This is a genomic window from Paenibacillus sp. SEL1 (genome assembly GCF_054602535.1).
The window spans coordinates 3213392-3230559 of record NZ_CM137723.1; the positions used below are offsets into that span (position 1 = coordinate 3213392).

Here is a 17168-nt window from a genome sequence, read left to right on the forward strand (position 1 = left end):
CCAAAAGAACCACACGCTTCAGTCCCTGCTGGGAAGAACGTGTGGTTCTTTGAGCTGTGTCTATTCTATTGTAAGGCTTTCGCCTGCCATGCCTGTTCCACGGGAACATAAGGATACCCCAGATCACGTGCGACCGCTTCGTAGGTAATATGTCCGTTCAGGACATTGGTGCCGCTAAGCAGTGGCTTGCTTCTGCGAAGCGCCTCCTGCACACCCAAATCTGCGAGTTGGAGAGCAAAGGGGAGCGTCGCGTTCGTCAGAGCGAGCGTCGAGGTTTGCGGTACCGCGCCCGGCATGTTTGCTACTGCATAGTGAATGACGCCATGCTTCACATAGGTAGGCTGATCGTGTGTCGTGATGTGGTCAATCGTCTCGACAATGCCGCCTTGGTCGATGGCGACATCCACAATCACAGAGCCGGGCTGCATCGTCTGTACCATGGCTTCCGTTACGAGCCGCGGGGCTTTGGCACCAGTGATCAGGACAGCACCGATCAACAAATCACTTTGCGCCACGGCTTCAGCAATGTTGGACGGGGTGGACACCAGCGTATGAAGCTGATTGCCAAAAATATCGTCTAGTTGGCGCAGTCTTGGTAGGCTCAGGTCGATTAGTGTCACATCTGCCCCGAGACCGATGGCGACCTTGGCAGCATTGGTGCCGACCACCCCTCCGCCAATAATGGTCACTTTACCGCGTTTGACCCCAGGCACACCTGCCAGCAGAATGCCTTTGCCACCCTTTGGTTTTTCCAGCAGTTGTGCTCCAATTTGTACAGCCATTCGACCGGCAACCTCACTCATCGGAGTAAGCAGCGGGAGGCTGCCTTCAACATCTAGCGTCTCATAGGAAATGGCGGTTACGCCGTTGTCTGTTAAAGCGCGGGCCAGTGCTGGCTCGGCAGCCAAATGTAGATAGGTGAATAAAATCAATCCTGGTCGAAAATATCCGTATTCAGAGGAGAGCGGCTCTTTTACCTTGATAATCAGATCCGCCTGGGACCACACGTCCGCAGCTTGCTGCACAAGAGTCGCACCGGCAGTGGCATAATCTCCATCCGTAAAGCCGCTTTCAACACCTGCACGGCTTTCCACAAATACGTGATGTCCGTGTTGAATCATTTGAGCTGCACCTGCTGGCGTTAGAGCGACACGATTTTCATTGTTTTTAATCTCTTTCGGAACCCCAATTTTCATTTCATTCACCTCTCCTAAAAATAATTGTTAAGAAAATTACACTATCATTTTTGCGCAGCCCTGCCGATTAGTTACATGGACTCAAGCCGATAAATGCAATTCATGTTAGATTAGGTACAGTTTACAAGGGGTGAAGCTCCTTGACATCATACATTTTGTCGGATTATCTGACTTGAAGGCTCGACTTTTTGATGAATATATGTCATATAAAATGACATAAAGACATATACATAAGGAGAATGCCGATGAACGGTAAAAAAACATTTACCATTGCGGATGTGCTGGAACGTCCCGTTTTCCGGCGGGCGAAGCTGGCGGCGGGGGAACAGGGCGTACATCGCCTTGTGGGTTGGGTCCATGTGCTAGAAATCACAAATGTTTCTCCGTTTGTGAGTCGTCATGACTTGATTTTGACGACCGGCCTGTGGCTCACCCGGAAGGGAGGAGAGCGTGCCGAGTATATGGAGCAACTGATCCGCTCGGAAGCCGCAGGATTGTGTGTGGAGCTGGGCACGAGCATTCATGAAATCCCCTCTGAAATTCTGGAGTTGGCGGAACGACATCACTTCCCGGTCATCGTATTTGAGCAGCCAGTGCGTTTTGTTGAAATTACACAAGATATTCATTCCCTACTTATTAACCGACATCATGAACTTCTAAAAGATCTGGAGCGATTTTCACGTCAGCTTCAGCAGGAAACCCTGCGCAGCACTGATATGAACGCCCTCTTGCGTGTGCTTCATGACTATGCAGCCCGGCAGGTCATCTACATGTCTTCCATTGAAACCAATCGATTCGTACCTTCCGTCCAGCCGGATCTAGCGGACCGTATTGCAGATTTTTATGCCAATGAAGTGGAATCTAGTATGACCGCCGATCGGGAGGGGCATCTGCTGTTTCACCTAAATGAATCCACTGCCGTCTTGTTCCAGCCCGTTGTATGCTTCGGTCAGGTGTTTTCCGCAGTAGGTTTGGTACTGCATAGTGAAATGCCGACGGAAGAAATGTCGCTGCTACTCGATTACACTGCCAAGGCAGCCGCTACATTGGTGCTGAGAACACAGTTTCTTGAAGACCGATTGCTGCGTAATCAAAATGAATTGATTCAGGATGTACTGAGCGGACAGCTTCCCAGTGAAGAACAGGCTCAGACCCGGATGGGCCTGCGATTGTTATCGAAGGGGCAGTATTTATTTTGGGCAGGGGTCATTGAGGTAGAACATCAGGACAAGGATGCCAGTCAGGTACGCAAGGAATCCATCAATCAGGATGTGCTAGTGCTGCTTCGTTCATTGTTGAAAAAAGAAACGTTGCACAACCTGCTGATGATGAAGGGAAGTCAATGCTACATCCTTTGTGCCAAGGAGGAATTAACACTGCGTTCCGCAGCGCAAATGAAAAAAGTGCTTGCCCATACTGTTCAATATATTCAGAATTATGCCGCAGGACAGCTTGATAAGGTGCGCATTCATGCAGGCTTTGGTAAGGTAAGGCATCGCATGACGGGGACGGATCGCAGTTTTGAAGAGGCATATGAGGTCATTGAAGTGGCACGAAGCGTCCCAGTTATGAAGGATCGGTTGTTTTACGACAGCATCGGAATCTATCAGTTGTTGAAGGCGGTGCCCCGCATTCCATTTCTACAAGAGTTCGTAGAGGACCATTTGGGCGAGCTGATTGCGCATGATCGTGAGCACCATATGCAGCTTTTGGATACACTGGATGCCTATTTTCAATCCCATGGCTCCAAGCGTGATACCGCCGGAATTTTGTACATTCACAGACAGACCCTTTATAATCGGCTGGATAAAATTAATGAAATCATAGAGGGAAATCTGGCAGACCCTGACAAACGTCGTTGCCTAGAAATGGCACTACTGGCTTACCGGATGCTTCAGGCTGAAAATTGATTCTAAATAACTAGTTCTATTTTCCATTCTACTCATTTACAATGCGTGTTAACACTGAGATAATAGAAGAGATTACGGAAATATCTTGAAAGGGGATTAATATGAATATAAAAAAATGGATCGCCGTCCCTCTTATTCTGTTAATGGTAGCTTTGACAGGTTGCCAGGCAGTAGGTGGATTTGATGTAAGTAAAAATTTATTGGGAACACTAGATGTGAAATCCCAGCAGACAACGGAGAAAATCTCTCTTAAATTGACTCCAAAAGAAGGAATCACGCAAGGAGATAAGGAAATCGTAGATTTGATTAATTCGATTTCCGTCACTGTGGATGAAGCCAAAGTACAATCGGAGGAACTTGCTTCTGCCAAAGGTACATTGCACATCGATAAGTATAATTTGCCGTTTGAACTTGCTTTAGACCGCCAAGGTTTGGCTATTCAACTGGAAGGTGCCAAAAAACCTTATTACATATCTTTGAACTCGCAAGAGAGTTTGAGCGGTCTGCCTGCTGGATTTGATCCATATGTATATTCCAAAGACGTGAGAGAACTGACGAAAACAGCCGCTGCACTTATGCTCAAGCATGCGCCTAACCCTTCTACCATTTCTGCAACGTCTGTAACCGAGGAAGTATACGGTGAGAAAGACAAAGTGAAACTGACCCATCTGCATGCTGAACTTCGTGGTGATGAGCTGGTAACATTGGTAAAACCGTTCCTGGCGAATCTGGCCAAGGACGAAGCAGGCTTGAAAGAGCTGATCGGGCAAGCCATTGATATGACTAAAACAATTGCTTCCGGCATGAATATTGAAGGTAGTGATAAAGTAACAGCGGAACTGAGTGCTAACAAAGAAAAAATGGTCAATGAGGCTTATACCGAAGTTAAAAAGTATTTGGATCTGGCCGTTGATCAGTATGATGTAGGAGTTAGCACCATGTATGCACAGTCCCCTGAAATCAAAACGGTTCTGAGTGCTAACACGGTTCTGAAAAGCGACATGTATTTTGATGAAAAAGGAAATGTTCGCAAAGCGGCGACAGACCTGACGGTTGCTTTGCCAGATGTGGACGGTCTTCCGGTGAAGTCCTTCACAATTCTGACCGAAACTCAATCCTGGAACGTCAATGGTAGTGTGACGGCTGATAAAGTGGATATTTCTAACGGTGTTATTGACTTGAATAAACAAGCTGAATTAACTCCGGGAGCGACGCTGCGCAATTTTGAAGCGAATTCTCCGATCTACAACATTTTAAAAAATGATTTGAAAATTACAAAAGTAGAAACAACTTTCGATCCTAAAGACGATTACTACGTCTTGGAGAATCGTGGTGGTACTGCCTTTATTCCATTGCGTGAACTGACGAGCGAACTGAGCTCCGAGTTAAAATGGGATGCAGCTGCCAAACAGACTACTGTAATTGATGATATTACAGGTAAGACGATTAAGCTGAAAAGTGGCTCCAAACAGGCTGTATTGGAAGGAAGCACATTGACGCTGCCACAAGCTCCATATACGGATGAATATGGTACATTGTATGTTCCTTTCAAATCAGTTGCCGAGGCGCTTGGCGCCACAGTAACTCGTAATAATGATGGGGAATATGTACTGAAACGCGACTAAAAAGAAATTCAAGGAACCGGCCCAATTAGGGGCTGGTTCTTTTTTTGTTATATTGGTAAAATGCTCAGTAAAGCGATTAAAATAAGCGCTTACAAATTTTAAAAGTGCCATACTTTTATACAGGGAGAATTGAGATAATGATAGTATCATTCCAGCATAGCAAAACACATACAATTAGGGGGATATACGATGAAAGATATGGAACTATTGAATTCCAGAGAGGGACAAATGGTGCTTGCCCGAATGTACGGTCAACAGCAAATCTCTGAGCAAACGACTCGATATGAATCCCTTATACAGGCGTATCGGGAGCATTTTGGTGTAGGGGATATTGAACTGTTTAGTGCTCCGGGGCGCTGCGAAATTGGTGGAAATCATACAGACCACAATCACGGGAAGGTGCTGGCAGGCAGTATTACACTCGATACCATCGCTGCAGCTTCTAAAGTGGAGGAGTCTGTAATTACATTCTTTTCTGAAGGCTACAAGACGAAGTACGTCATCGATTTAACCGACTTGTCGCCAAAACCGGAGGATGACAGTACGATGCTGCTGATCCGTGGCATTGCTGCTGGTCTACTTGAATTCGGATACCGTATCGGGGGATTCCAAGCTTATATATCAAGCAATGTGTTCTCTGCTTCAGGTTTAAGCTCTTCCGCTTCTTTTGAAATGTTGATATGTACGATATTAAATCATTTTTATAACGAGGGAGCGTTAGATGCTGTTGCTAAATCCAAAATTGGTCAGTATGCGGAAAATGGCTATTGGAACAAGCCGTCAGGGCTGCTCGATCAGATGGCTTGTGCATATGGCGGCTTGATTTCCATTGACTTTGAAAATCCCAAGGAACCGATCATAAATCCTGTTCATTGGAATTTTGAACAAAACGGATATTCCCTCGTTATTGTAAATACAGGTGGAAATCATGCTGATTTAACGGACGATTATGCGGCGGTGCCCAACGAAATGTTTGCAGTGGCTCAGTCTTTAGACGCTTCGGTTTGCCGTGACTTATTGCCAGAGGATCTATATGCCAACCTTAAAATGGTCAGGGGAAAAGCAGGAGACCGTGCAGTACTGCGGGCGTTGCATTTTTTTGAAGAAAATAGACGTGTGGATGAACAGGTGAAATCACTGGAGGAGGGGCGCTTTACTGATTTCCTGAGGCTCGTTACCGAATCTGGTAATTCCTCATGGAAATGGCTCCAAAACGTATATAGAAGTGGGATTGCGCGGGAGCAAGACGTATCGGTTGCACTGGCTTTAACCGAAATGTATTTAAAGTCAATAGATAACAGCGCATGCAGAGTACATGGTGGTGGCTTTGCTGGTGTCATCTTGACGATTCTTCCGAATGATCATGTGGATGGTTATAAGGAGTGGATCAGCGGCATGCTGGGAACTCCGGTACTTGTTGTCAACGTCCGTGAGGACGGTGCTGTTAATGTTAGTGATTTGATACATGTTGAACGGACTCATTGCGAGTCTACAAACTAGTCAGTCAGTAGAAGACTTTAACCCATGGGTTAAAGTCTTCGTCCTTTTTATCGCCGATACAGCTTGGGTTTGCGTTATAATAAAGAGATGATAGTTTTAATGAAGGAGGGCCTGTCATGGCTATATACCCGTCCTGGTCCTATTCGCAATCGAGGGCTCAAACGTTCGATGAATGCTTACGCAAATACTATTATCATTATTACGGCTCGCATAATGGCTGGAATTCGGCGCAGGGCACTGAAGAGCAAGTTACATTGTATCGGCTCAAGCAACTGAGCAACTTATATATTTTATTCGGAAATATTACGCATCAAATGTGTGAATCAGTCATACGTGGATGGATGGAAAAAGGGGCTATCCCGCGCACAGCATACCTCGAGACAGCTATGAAGAACATGTTGAATAACAGCTACAAGGAATCGCTACACCGTGAGCTATGGCTACAAGATCCGAAAAATCGCGTCATGCTGGCGGAGGTTTATTACGACGACGAGGTGCTTCCGGAACGGATCGCCCTTATTAAGGAGCGACAGCACGCGGTGATACACAATTTGTACCGTACTGCGGTTTGGCGTGAACTGCAGCAGGGAAAGGTCCGAATTGTAGAAGTGGAGAAGTGGGATACGATGCTCCTTCATGAGACGAAAGTGTATGTCAAAATGGATTTGCTCTATCGTAGAGACAATGGAGACATGGTCATCGTGGATTGGAAAACAGGCAAGGAAGGCGATTTTTCCGACCAACTTTTTTTGTATGCTTCCTATGTGCAGGAGCACTATCAGCTTCCTTTGGAGAAGATTGAGGTACGTGTAGAGTATTTGATGACAGGAGAGCATGAGGTATATCGTCCCGCGCAAGAGGATATCGACAAAGTGGTTGGTAATGTCGGACGATACATCGATGAAATGAAGTCCTGTCTCGATGACGATTACTATAATCGCCCCAAGCCCGAGTCTTTCTTCACTCCGATGCCTTCACGCAGAGCGTGCGGAGGCTGTAATTTTCGCGAGGTGTGTAAGTACCGAGCGGTGTGAAATGACTCGATCGCCTTTGCCCCCGGATTCCTACCCTAATTAAGCTAGTGAATCCGGCTATATGGCAAATCTATAATTCTTCTATATTTTGAAACCGCTTTCTAATTTAGAAGATACGAGGTATGATAAGGGTATTATTGGAAAATACGAAGGAGGAAGTTAGGAAGATGACGAGTACAGAACATGCACGTATTCTTTTTCAGGGAGATTCTATAACAGACGGAGGAAGGGGACGAAATGAGGATGCGAACCATTGGCTGGGTCAGAGCTATGTGTATCTGATCGCAGGTGCATTGGGGAGCCGTTTGACTACCACGCAGCCAGAATTTGTGAACCGGGGAATTTCGGGGGATCGAGTTTCGGATTTGTATGCACGCTGGAATGAGGACATGTTTAGTCTGAAGCCAGACCTGCTCAGTATTCTAATCGGAGTGAACGATGCCTGGCGGATCGTCGAGCAGGAGCCGTCCGGGGTGACGGACCGATTTGAACGAGCCTATCGCCACCTTCTGGAAGAAACGCGTGAAGTGATGCCCGATATCGGGCTGGTGTTGTGTGAACCGTTTATTTTGAAAACGGGAGCTACCGAGGCGCGATGGGACATTTGGCAAGAAAAAATAACGGGGTATCAGCGTATTGTACGTCAGCTTGCGGACGAATTTGGGGCCGTATTTGTGCCGCTCCAGAGCATGTTGAACGAAGCCGCTACCCAGGCGGACGCCTCCTATTGGCTGCATGATGGGGTTCATCCGACAGCGGTTGGGCATCAGTTGATAGCTGATCAATGGATAGATATCGTGCAAAAGAGTCCGTTGGCGATTCGCTAACAGGGTCATACATAGTCTACTCCTTGTCATTTTTGGGTAATACACGATTATGGACATCATTACTTATGTTATGGTTCCATCCAAAAATGAATGTCAAAGGGGGTGCTTCTTGCTTCGTCATAAACGGAGCAAGAGAGGGCTATGGAAACGATAAATATCATTCTGGTTATATTACTTATCGCATTAACTGCGTTTTTTGTGGCCTCGGAGTATTCCATTATTCGTGTGCGGGTATCTCGCATCAATCAATTGGCCTCTGAAGGCAACAAAAATGCGAAAGCCGTTAAAAATATTTTGTCTCGGCTGGACGAGTATTTATCTGCTTGTCAGCTCGGAACCACATTAACCTCAATGGCGCTAGGCTGGCTAGGGGAATCTACTGTTGAACATCTGCTACACCCCCTGTTTGTATTGGCTCATATTCCGGCAGGCCTGACGGGAGTGCTCTCCTTTTTGCTGGCTTTTTTGATCTTGACCTATTTCGAGGTAGTCATTGGGGAACTAGTACCGAAAACATTCGCCATACAGATTGCTGAACCCATGGCATTGTTTTTTGCCCGTCCGATCACGATATTTTATAAAATGACCTATCCCCTGAATTGGGTGCTCAGTCGTTCATCGCGTGTCATTACGGGTCTCTTCGGGCTCAAAAAGGTATCTGAAGAAGATGCAGCACTCAGTGAAGCTGAGCTTCGTTTGGCGTTATCTGAAGGCTTTCGTAGTGGTGAAATTACACCGACAGAATATCGATATCTGAACAATGTATTTGATTTTGACGACCGTGCAGCTCAGGAAATTATGGTACCGCGCATCCACATCCGTTCCATCTCCCACCAGGCAACAGTGGCCGAGTTTATGGAACTGATCGAGGACAAAGTTTATAATTTTCTACCTGTAGCTGAACATGGCGACCGGGATCGTATTATCGGAATGATTCGCGTTAAGGAAGCCTTGCATGATTTGGCACGTGGGCACAGCACAGGGAATACGACGATGGCTTCTTATATTCACCCGGTGCTTCAGGTTATCGAGACGGTTCAGGCTCGGGATCTGCTGATTCAGATGCAAAAACGACGCATTCCAGTAGCGGTGCTGGTGGACGAATATGGTGGAACATCTGGACTTGTCACACTGGAGGACATTATGGAGGAAATTGTTGGAGACATTCCTTCCTATACCGACACCGAAACCCCCGCAGCGTTAACTCCACTCATTACAAAAACAGATGATCATCGTTACATACTCAAATCACAGGCGCTCATTCATGAGGTCAATCGGCGCTTGGAGACGGATATTGAGGCCGGGGACGTATATACGATTGGCGGATGGATGCTTTCAGAGCGTTTTGATATCCAGCAAGGAGAAAAGCTCACCATTGGTGTATGGGAGTTTACCGTACTGGAAAAAAACAGTCACCAAATAGACACAATTGAAGCGATTAAGAAAGCAGCCGTTGAACAGAAAAATGGCAATGATTTTTAATAATGGAAATTGACTTTGTCGGTAGCAGCTCGCTTAAGATGTGACGAATGGCCTGTAAAGCTTGTGACAGCGCGATTCGTCCGTTTTAAGATGCAAGCTGCTACCTGGTAACATATTATTTTTTGTAATTAGGATAGGGGACTTAAGACTCTGTATCTTTATGCTCATAAATATATCTGTCTGTGAAAAATTCTACTAGAAATGTAGCAATTTTATGGTAAAATGGAATCAAATTTGAGTTTTTTGGGGTGGGCTACAGTACATGAAGATGTCACTAGGTACGAAAATGGTTACTGCATTTGTCTCAATTTCTGTCATAACCTATGGAACAAGCGCTTTTTTTATTTTTGTACTCAAGGACTGGCTTGCTCAAGGTACACAAGAATGGGTGTACACTTCGATCATTCTGTTATTGGGTGTCCTGTGGAGTGGCATTTTGGGCTGGTTGATCTCAAAATTACTCACACGGCCAATTGTTAGGTTGGCAAAGGCGGCAGAGGAAGCTTCGGCGGGGAACCTGTCTGTTGTAATTCCTGAACGTCGTTCGGAGGATGAAATTAAAGTTCTGTATGATGCATTTCGGCATATGATGCTGAACATTAAAGATATGTTCAATGAGATCTCGTACAGCACCAGAACAACATCGCAAAGTGCGGAAAATCTGAGCTTGGCTATTGTGCAGGCTACCACACAAATTGAGTCCATGTCTTCGGTGGTAGAAGATATTTTGAATGGCGTGGAGCAGCAAAAGCAAGCATCTGCCCAATCTATTAAAACAGCAGACCGAATGCTGGGCGATTTTAAAATGATGCGTAGCAAATCGGGGCATATGCTGGAACTGTCAGGCCATATGGAGCATTCAGTAGATTCGACGCAGACTGTATTCTCATCCCTGATGGATGGAATGGGAGAGCTGACAGCATCACATGGTCGTTCGCAGCAGGTAATTGCACGACTGGAAAAAGAAGCTTCCCAAATTGAAGCGATTACAAGCACCGTGAAGGATATTGCCGAACAGACCCATCTGCTGGCGTTGAATGCTTCCATAGAAGCGGCGCGTGCGGGAGAAGAAGGGAACGGGTTTGCGGTAGTGGCTCACCAAATTCGCGCACTTGCCGCCCAAAGTACGGAGTCTGTGCAGCAAATAAATGCCATCGTTAGCCGTGTCCAGTCACAAATCGTAGAGACAGTGCAGTTGATGCATCAGCAAACGTCATTGGTCAGTGCTGAGGCGGAACGGACAAGCTCTGTGGATCAGACGCTGAACCGTTTGAACGCTATTGTACGTGAATTTGTCGAGAGCATCCGATTAATGGAAGAAGCCGTGACGGAGCAGACGAATCGGGTAGATCAAACCTTTGAGCAGATCCATCGTATTCAGCAAATGTCAGGGGCCTTCTCTGAAGGAGCTCATAAAATTTATAAGGCTGCTCATGAGGAGACAGCAATTATGCAGGAAATTTCGTCTTCTTCCGAGGATTTGAAAGTGCTTACGAATAAACTCATGATGAAAACACGTGGAATGCAACTATAACAGAAACCATCATGTGAAGCATGATATATACAAACAAAATATAGCCGCTATACACCGGAAAACGCAGCAAAATGGTTCCCCGGTGTGTAGTGGCTATTTTTTAATTTCAAAAAACTCACATTGTTTTCTGGGGTGGTAAGCCAGATCACTGACGCTAGATTGCACGACAATGGTTTGATCGTCAAAACGGATTATGATTCCGCCAGAGCCAATCAATTGGTCATCCTGAAATACCCGGACACGAAGATGACGTTCCAGTGCCTCGCTGAAATCCTGATCTGTAATTAATCGGCGATTAATGGCCATGAGGGTTCTCCTTTGAATATAATATCTTTTATCATAAAGGTAAGGTATGGAACAAGCAAGAAACACGGCTAGAACATAATCGGCTATTGGGTATAAAATAGAATGCAACGAAGAGAGAAAGAGATCAAAGGGGGCTAGCTATGGATAGGTCGTGGTCAGGGCCTTGGTTCGATGCCAACGCGCCAGAAGGGTTCGAGGCTTTTACTCCGTCACATGGGTTGGCTATATTGGGACTCATTGTATGCGCTTTGATGCTGTGGCTGACTCGGGGGTGGATTCGGTCGAACAAGCCTATAAGCGAGGGAATTCGCTGGTTGTTAATTACAGTCCTCATTCTGTCAGAGGTGACTCTGAATATTTGGTATGTGATGCAGCATATTTGGGATGTCCAGATCTCACTGCCATTAGAACTGTGCAGTGTGACACTGCTGCTGTCTATCCTGATGCTCATTTTTCAAAGCCGCTGGTTATATCCGATCATCCTTTTTGCCGGAATTGGAGGGGCGCTTCAAGCCGTACTCACGCCTAATTTGGCATACGCATTTCCGCATTATCGTTTTATCCATTTTTTCACAGCTCATAGTGCTATTATTCTGGCAGCCTTGTATATGACCTGGATAGAAGAACTCCGACCGACGTGGAAGAGTGTGGGAGGAGTGATGCTTTTTCTGAATGGCCTGGCGCTGATGGTGTGGATCGTAGACGATGCTCTCGGAGCTAACTACATGTTTCTGGCCGGAAAGCCGTCAACACCGTCGATATTAGATTTTTTAGGGCCATATCCTCTGTATATTGTGGCAGAAGAAGTCATTGCACTGCTGTTCTTTTCTTTTCTGATGCTGTTGTTCGAGGTGCTTCCGGGAGGCAGGCTGTATGTCCGCTCGCGTAAAGGAGCTGTGCATAGTGCTGACAGGTCGACATAAAGTCGTTGTAAAGCCATACAAAAGCAGCCTATTCCACAAGTATATGACTAGGGATAAGGCAGCTAAGAATGCCTAAACAGTAGTATGGGTATAACGTTCCCCATTCTAATACTTAACGCAGTAGTGATTCTGCTCCGTCTACATAAATTTCCGTACCCGATACATGAGATGACTCGTCTGAGGCGAGAAACAGGACCAGATTGGCAACCTGCTCTGGCTCACCAGGGGCATCCTCTAACGGATGCTCTCCGCCCTTTGGAAATTCGACTGGAATTTGTACCTTCTTCAAGTCTTCGGAAGGGTACGTGTTATCGTCAATTTGCGTGTCGATAGCTCCCGGGCATATCGCGTTGACCCGGATTTTGTAACGTGCCAGCTCCAGCGCTGCCATTTTCATAAAAGCAACCTGAGCTGCCTTGGTGGAGGCGTAGGCTGAGAATCCAATACCCGAAAAGGTTCGATTACCGTTGATGGAGCTGGTAATGATAATGCTGCCACCGCGTTCTTTCAGGTAAGGGACGGCATATTTAACGGTAGCAAAGGTGCCGCGAAGATTAATGTTCATCGTGCGGTCCCATTCCTCCAGTTCCAGTGTCTCGATAGGGGCCATGGTGCCGTTAATGCCTGCATTGGCGAACACGATATCCAGCTTTCCGTACGTTTCCACGACTTTAGCGAACCCCTGCTGAATCATATCCGGCTTGGATATATCACATTCCAGTACAAGCGCCTCGCCGCCAGCCTGCTCGATGATTGTTTTGGTCTCCTCTGCATGCTTGGGTGTCCGATCCAGCATGACCACCTTGGCGCCTTGTTCTGCAAAACGGATCGCGGTGGCCTTGCCAATTCCTGAACCTCCACCACTGACCACTGCTATCTTTCCTTGCAATCTCTGCTCTGCCATTGACTATTCCTCCCATTCCGTTCATAAACTAAACCTGACTCGTTATTCCATACCTCTGGACGTTGATGGTGAAACAGTCACAGCTGGATTTTATCCCATTTGCGAAATATGGTAACATAGGCGAACCAGCAGGAACTTGTAGCAAAAATATATAGCAGGAACAAGTATGGAGAAGACCGAGTGACGGAGGTGGATCGAATTGAGCTATAACGCAAATGACCGACCCGAATCGACAGACGCTATAGCACTGACCGGAAAAATGAAACCGTGGGCACTAAGCGGCCCCAGTATTCAAATCGATCCGTTGTTTCCCTATTACGCCAACCGTTCGCGGGACAGTATAGCAGATGAGATCGCCCTTGCGGGCTACCAGACCGTTCATTATTTTGTCGTGCGTGAAAATGAAGTGGATGGAGCGCTTGTTGCTGCTTTTCAACGCAGAGGCATAGCGGTGTGGGCAATGGTGCTAGGCAACGGCTCTTTTGGCGTGTCCCAGCTGCCGCCGGAGTGGAAAGAATGGCGCATGGAGCTGCTGCGCGAACCGAACGACGGATTTCAGCGGCTTTCGCATTTTGCCCAGGAGTATGTGGAATGGAAAAAGAACGCCGCTGCCCGGCTCGTCACCGACATTCCGTTCGACGGGTTCGAGGTGGCGGAGCCTTATTTCCCCGAATGGAACGGGCTGCGCAGTGGAGTGTACGGGGATATTGGGCCGCATGCACAGCGTGCCTTTCGCGAGCGCAGTGGTGAGAACATTCCGGATTTCCGCAACAAACTTGCGCGAAATTACTACCGGAAGGTTCCGAACCTGTACGCGCAGTGGGTCGACCTGCGCGTGGACGCCGTGAACGGCCTGATCAGCGAGCTGGTGAACGGCGCAGGCGGTGTGCGCGATGTCCGGCCGGACATCTGCGTGGCGACATGGTCGCTTGCTGTGAGCGGGCGCGGCGATGTTCCCGGCCAGCTGCGGGAATGGCAGGGTCTGGACGCGGTAGCCATGATCGGATGCGTCGCCCCGGATATGCACGTAATCCAGACCCATTGGCCGGACTGGATGCGCCGCCGTCTGCCGCCACAGTATATTCGCGGCTACGCCCACATCGCGCAGTCGATTCGCGCCGCTTATCCGGGCCTGCCCCTCGGGGTGCAGGCGGATATCGGTTCGCTCGCGCGGATGGTTCGAGACCGCGAATGGACGCGGCGGTTCGGGGCTACCGCCCTGGAGGGCGACTACGACGCCTGGACCGCCTATGAATACCATGTGGGTGGTTACATGTACGATGAGCCGCCCAAACCGCTAAGGGCGGAGCGTTCAGCCGAAGATGAGGTAGTTATTTCTTTCAGTAAGCGAATTGCCACACCGTCTGTAGATGAGCTGCGTATTTGGAGCCGGAAGGACAGAGCAGGTACAACATGCGACCTGAGCCGCCACCTAAGGAACGATTCACTAACGTTGCTGGAGCTTGTGGATGCCGTAGCAGACGGAAACCGTCTATTGCTGCGTGTACGCAATTTACCAGCGGGGGCGTTCAGCTTGCGCCTTGATGGTGTGCAGGATACACCGGAGCTATGGCTGCTCAAGGGAAGGAAGGCACATCGCAATCTGCCAGAGGATGAAGTGAGGGTTCCTTAAAATTTGGGTAATAACAAAATAACAGCTGTATAAATGGCTCATTTGCCGTAGCATTTTTGAATTGTATACTTTGAGGCAACATCTTTCAAAACATAAACTATAGTGGAGTGAAAAAAGTATGTGGGATTGGGATTACCTGATTCGGGTCATGTTTGCAGGATTATGCGGCGCGTTAATCGGTTATGAGCGCAAAAGTCGGATGAAGGAAGCGGGCATTCGCACGCATTTCATTGTCGGTATTGGCGCAGCGCTCATGATGGTGGTATCCAAATATGGTTTTCAGGATCAAGCCGTCTGGTCTAACCTGTCGCTGGACCCTTCCAGAATAGCAGCACAGGTTATAAGTGGAGTGGGCTTTATCGGCGCAGGGATGATTTTTACACAAAAAAATAGAATTAAAGGACTGACCACTGCCGCAGGCATCTGGACTACCGCCGGAATCGGTATTGCCGTAGGTGCAGGGATGTATGGGCTTGGTGCAGGTGTAACGTTGTTTATTTTAGCGGCTCAGTCCTTGCTCCATAGTCGTTTTTATCAGATGGCTACCCCGTCCACGCAACAAGTAGTTGTTCAGGTCGACAATGAGCCGGGCGTACTGAATCGGATCAAAGAACTGCTGAAGCACAAGAAGCTGACGATTCACAGCTTTCACGTCGAGCGCATCAATAACGGCGAGCAGTTGGTTATTCATATGCTTTTAAAGCTGTCCCGGTCAGAGGGAGTGGAGGAACTGCTGTCACTGCTTCAAGAGATGGAAGGTATTCGTTCAGTCGAGACCAAGTCCAATTAGACGAATTTACTGCTCATACAGTAGCCTTTTTGTCGAACGCTGACGGCTTTTATAACGAAAAAAAACTTTAGAAATAATGATTGAAAACGCTTCCTTTTGTGTATATACTCTTACTACATCACAGAGGCAGCAGCTTAGAGAGCATCAAGGGATAAGCAAAAACGACCTCATGCGTATGCACAAGGTCGTTGCTGTTATCCCGATTTGAAAGACTGATTTGAATGTCTTACTTTACTTTGACTGGGGCTGGATATTTTTTACCCAGCGTATCCACAGTGACTTTTTTCATCGTAGCCGGTTGGATCGGTTTGTCATTGCTATCCCGTTTGGAATTGACGATAGCATCGACCACATCCAAGCCGGACGTTACTTTACCGAAAGCGGCATATTGACCGTCGAGGTAGTCCGCATCGGCAACCATGATGAAAAATTGCGATCCGGCCGAATCCAGATCCGCTGAGCGGGCCATGGATAATACGCCACGTGTATGTTTGAGTGTATTGTTAACACCATTGCTCTTGAATTCGCCTTTGATACTGTAGCCGGGGCCACCTGTACCGTTACCTTGCGGATCACCACCCTGAATCATAAAGCCTGGGATAACACGGTGGAAAATGGTACCGTTATAGGCTCCCTTTTGCACCAAAGAAATGAAATTGTTAACCGTGTTCGGTGCTACTTCCGGATACAGCTCAAGCTTAATTTTCTTGCCATCATTCATGACAATCGTGACAATCGGATGGGAAACAGCCTTGTTCTTGTCTTTAGTCGCAGCAGGAGTTGTAGTGCTTGTCCGGCTGGCAGCTTCCACATCGGCCGCTTTTGTACCGCATCCAGCAACCAGCACGAGCATGATGGCCAGTAGGCACAGCGTGTACCATGGGCGTATCGTTTTTCGGTTCATTGATATTCCTCCTGAAAGGTTGGATGGTGTAACATCCTAATTTTAAAGTTTGGGGGCAGCGCAGAACACTTTTCCATTTTCTATCATACCTTTTTTGCTGGGGATAAGGAAATACGGGTTTGAAAGCCGTATTCTTGACCCATACTGCTGCTATTCCCAAGGAAAGGGGCAGGATCATAATGGAGGTAGACAAAAAGCTGGCGAAAGGTCTCATATGGGGTATGGCGTTCAGTCTGCCGGTTTGGGTAGGGGTGCTGTACTCAGTACAACATATTCGTGACTGGCTATAACATAAAGCGTAAAGATAGGCCAAAACCGTTATGGTTTTGGCTTATTTGTATTTGTGCCAGTCCAAATTGCTGTTATTCAGCAGATGCTCAAAGTTGTTATCCAGCTTCTTCTGTTCAGCTTTTTTTGCTTCGACGGCACGCTGCCGTTCGTCTTCTTTACGCTTGTCCTGTTCTGCTTGGGCTTCATTGGCTTGAGCCTTAAGTTTATTCAGCACATCCTGACTCAACAGATCCTTTAACGTAGCAGGTTTGTCCTGAGCCGCAGGAGCAGGGGAAGACGAATTTCTCTTCTTAGCCATGTCATCAACTC

Annotated in this window: 15 protein-coding genes; 10 read left to right on the plus strand and 5 right to left on the minus strand. The window is 47.3% G+C overall.

Annotation, left to right across the window (positions count from 1 at the left end; translation table 11 throughout):
• Positions 1-65: 65 nt before the first annotated feature.
• On the minus strand, positions 66-1196 hold the full coding sequence (gene ald / locus ACYCSE_RS14575; RefSeq protein ID WP_459698495.1) for an alanine dehydrogenase: 1131 nt from the start codon (positions 1194-1196) through the stop codon (positions 66-68).
• Positions 1197-1441: 245 nt separating this feature from the next.
• Here ald and ACYCSE_RS14580 point away from each other — a divergent pair, with 245 nt between their 5' ends.
• The 7 genes from ACYCSE_RS14580 (at position 1442) to ACYCSE_RS14610 (ending at position 11108) form a co-directional block, all read left to right on the plus strand.
• Positions 1442-3106, plus strand: a complete 1665-nt coding sequence (locus tag ACYCSE_RS14580; protein ID WP_459698496.1) for a PucR family transcriptional regulator — start codon at positions 1442-1444, stop codon at positions 3104-3106.
• A gap of 101 nt (positions 3107-3207) precedes the next feature.
• A complete protein-coding gene (locus tag ACYCSE_RS14585; protein ID WP_459698497.1) occupies positions 3208-4731 on the plus strand; it encodes a copper amine oxidase N-terminal domain-containing protein in 1524 nt (507 codons plus the stop codon).
• A 189-nt stretch (positions 4732-4920) separates the two neighbouring features.
• On the plus strand, positions 4921-6231 hold the full coding sequence (locus ACYCSE_RS14590) for a galactokinase (protein ID WP_322173402.1): 1311 nt from the start codon (positions 4921-4923) through the stop codon (positions 6229-6231).
• Between the two features lie 116 nt (positions 6232-6347).
• Positions 6348-7265: a PD-(D/E)XK nuclease family protein gene (locus ACYCSE_RS14595; RefSeq protein WP_322173400.1), complete on the plus strand. Its 918-nt coding sequence runs from the start codon at positions 6348-6350 to the stop codon at positions 7263-7265.
• A gap of 167 nt (positions 7266-7432) precedes the next feature.
• The gene (locus tag ACYCSE_RS14600; RefSeq protein ID WP_322173398.1) at positions 7433-8092 is read left to right on the plus strand and encodes an SGNH/GDSL hydrolase family protein; all 660 of its coding nucleotides are present in this window, start codon (positions 7433-7435) and stop codon (positions 8090-8092) included.
• A 141-nt stretch (positions 8093-8233) separates the two neighbouring features.
• Positions 8234-9574 (plus strand): hemolysin family protein, encoded by a 1341-nt coding sequence (locus ACYCSE_RS14605; protein ID WP_459698499.1) that lies wholly within the window; start codon positions 8234-8236, stop codon positions 9572-9574.
• Positions 9575-9836: 262 nt separating this feature from the next.
• The gene (locus ACYCSE_RS14610) at positions 9837-11108 is read left to right on the plus strand and encodes a methyl-accepting chemotaxis protein (RefSeq protein WP_459698501.1); all 1272 of its coding nucleotides are present in this window, start codon (positions 9837-9839) and stop codon (positions 11106-11108) included.
• Between the two features lie 93 nt (positions 11109-11201).
• On the opposite strand, the gene ACYCSE_RS14615 is transcribed toward ACYCSE_RS14610, so the two are convergent.
• The gene (locus tag ACYCSE_RS14615; protein ID WP_025723740.1) at positions 11202-11414 is read right to left on the minus strand and encodes a hypothetical protein; all 213 of its coding nucleotides are present in this window, start codon (positions 11412-11414) and stop codon (positions 11202-11204) included.
• Between the two features lie 140 nt (positions 11415-11554).
• Between ACYCSE_RS14615 and ACYCSE_RS14620 the strand changes: the two genes are divergently transcribed.
• Positions 11555-12337, plus strand: coding sequence for a YwaF family protein (locus ACYCSE_RS14620; RefSeq protein WP_459698503.1), 783 nt, complete (start codon positions 11555-11557; stop codon positions 12335-12337).
• 112 nt (positions 12338-12449) lie between these two features.
• Here ACYCSE_RS14620 and ACYCSE_RS14625 read toward each other — a convergent pair whose 3' ends face one another.
• The gene (locus ACYCSE_RS14625) at positions 12450-13241 is read right to left on the minus strand and encodes an SDR family oxidoreductase (protein ID WP_446674197.1); all 792 of its coding nucleotides are present in this window, start codon (positions 13239-13241) and stop codon (positions 12450-12452) included.
• A gap of 259 nt (positions 13242-13500) precedes the next feature.
• Between ACYCSE_RS14625 and ACYCSE_RS14630 the strand changes: the two genes are divergently transcribed.
• On the plus strand, positions 13501-14874 hold the full coding sequence (locus ACYCSE_RS14630; RefSeq protein WP_459702525.1) for an N-acyl-D-glucosamine 2-epimerase: 1374 nt from the start codon (positions 13501-13503) through the stop codon (positions 14872-14874).
• A gap of 118 nt (positions 14875-14992) precedes the next feature.
• Positions 14993-15664 (plus strand): MgtC/SapB family protein, encoded by a 672-nt coding sequence (locus tag ACYCSE_RS14635; protein WP_061831224.1) that lies wholly within the window; start codon positions 14993-14995, stop codon positions 15662-15664.
• Positions 15665-15890: 226 nt separating this feature from the next.
• On the opposite strand, the gene ACYCSE_RS14640 is transcribed toward ACYCSE_RS14635, so the two are convergent.
• Together ACYCSE_RS14640 and ACYCSE_RS14645 are read right to left on the minus strand one after the other, a co-directional pair.
• Positions 15891-16568 (minus strand): peptidylprolyl isomerase, encoded by a 678-nt coding sequence (locus ACYCSE_RS14640; RefSeq protein ID WP_069291265.1) that lies wholly within the window; start codon positions 16566-16568, stop codon positions 15891-15893.
• A gap of 331 nt (positions 16569-16899) precedes the next feature.
• On the minus strand, positions 16900-17157 hold the full coding sequence (locus ACYCSE_RS14645) for a YqkE family protein (protein WP_023987317.1): 258 nt from the start codon (positions 17155-17157) through the stop codon (positions 16900-16902).
• Between the last annotated feature and the right edge of the window lie 11 nt (positions 17158-17168).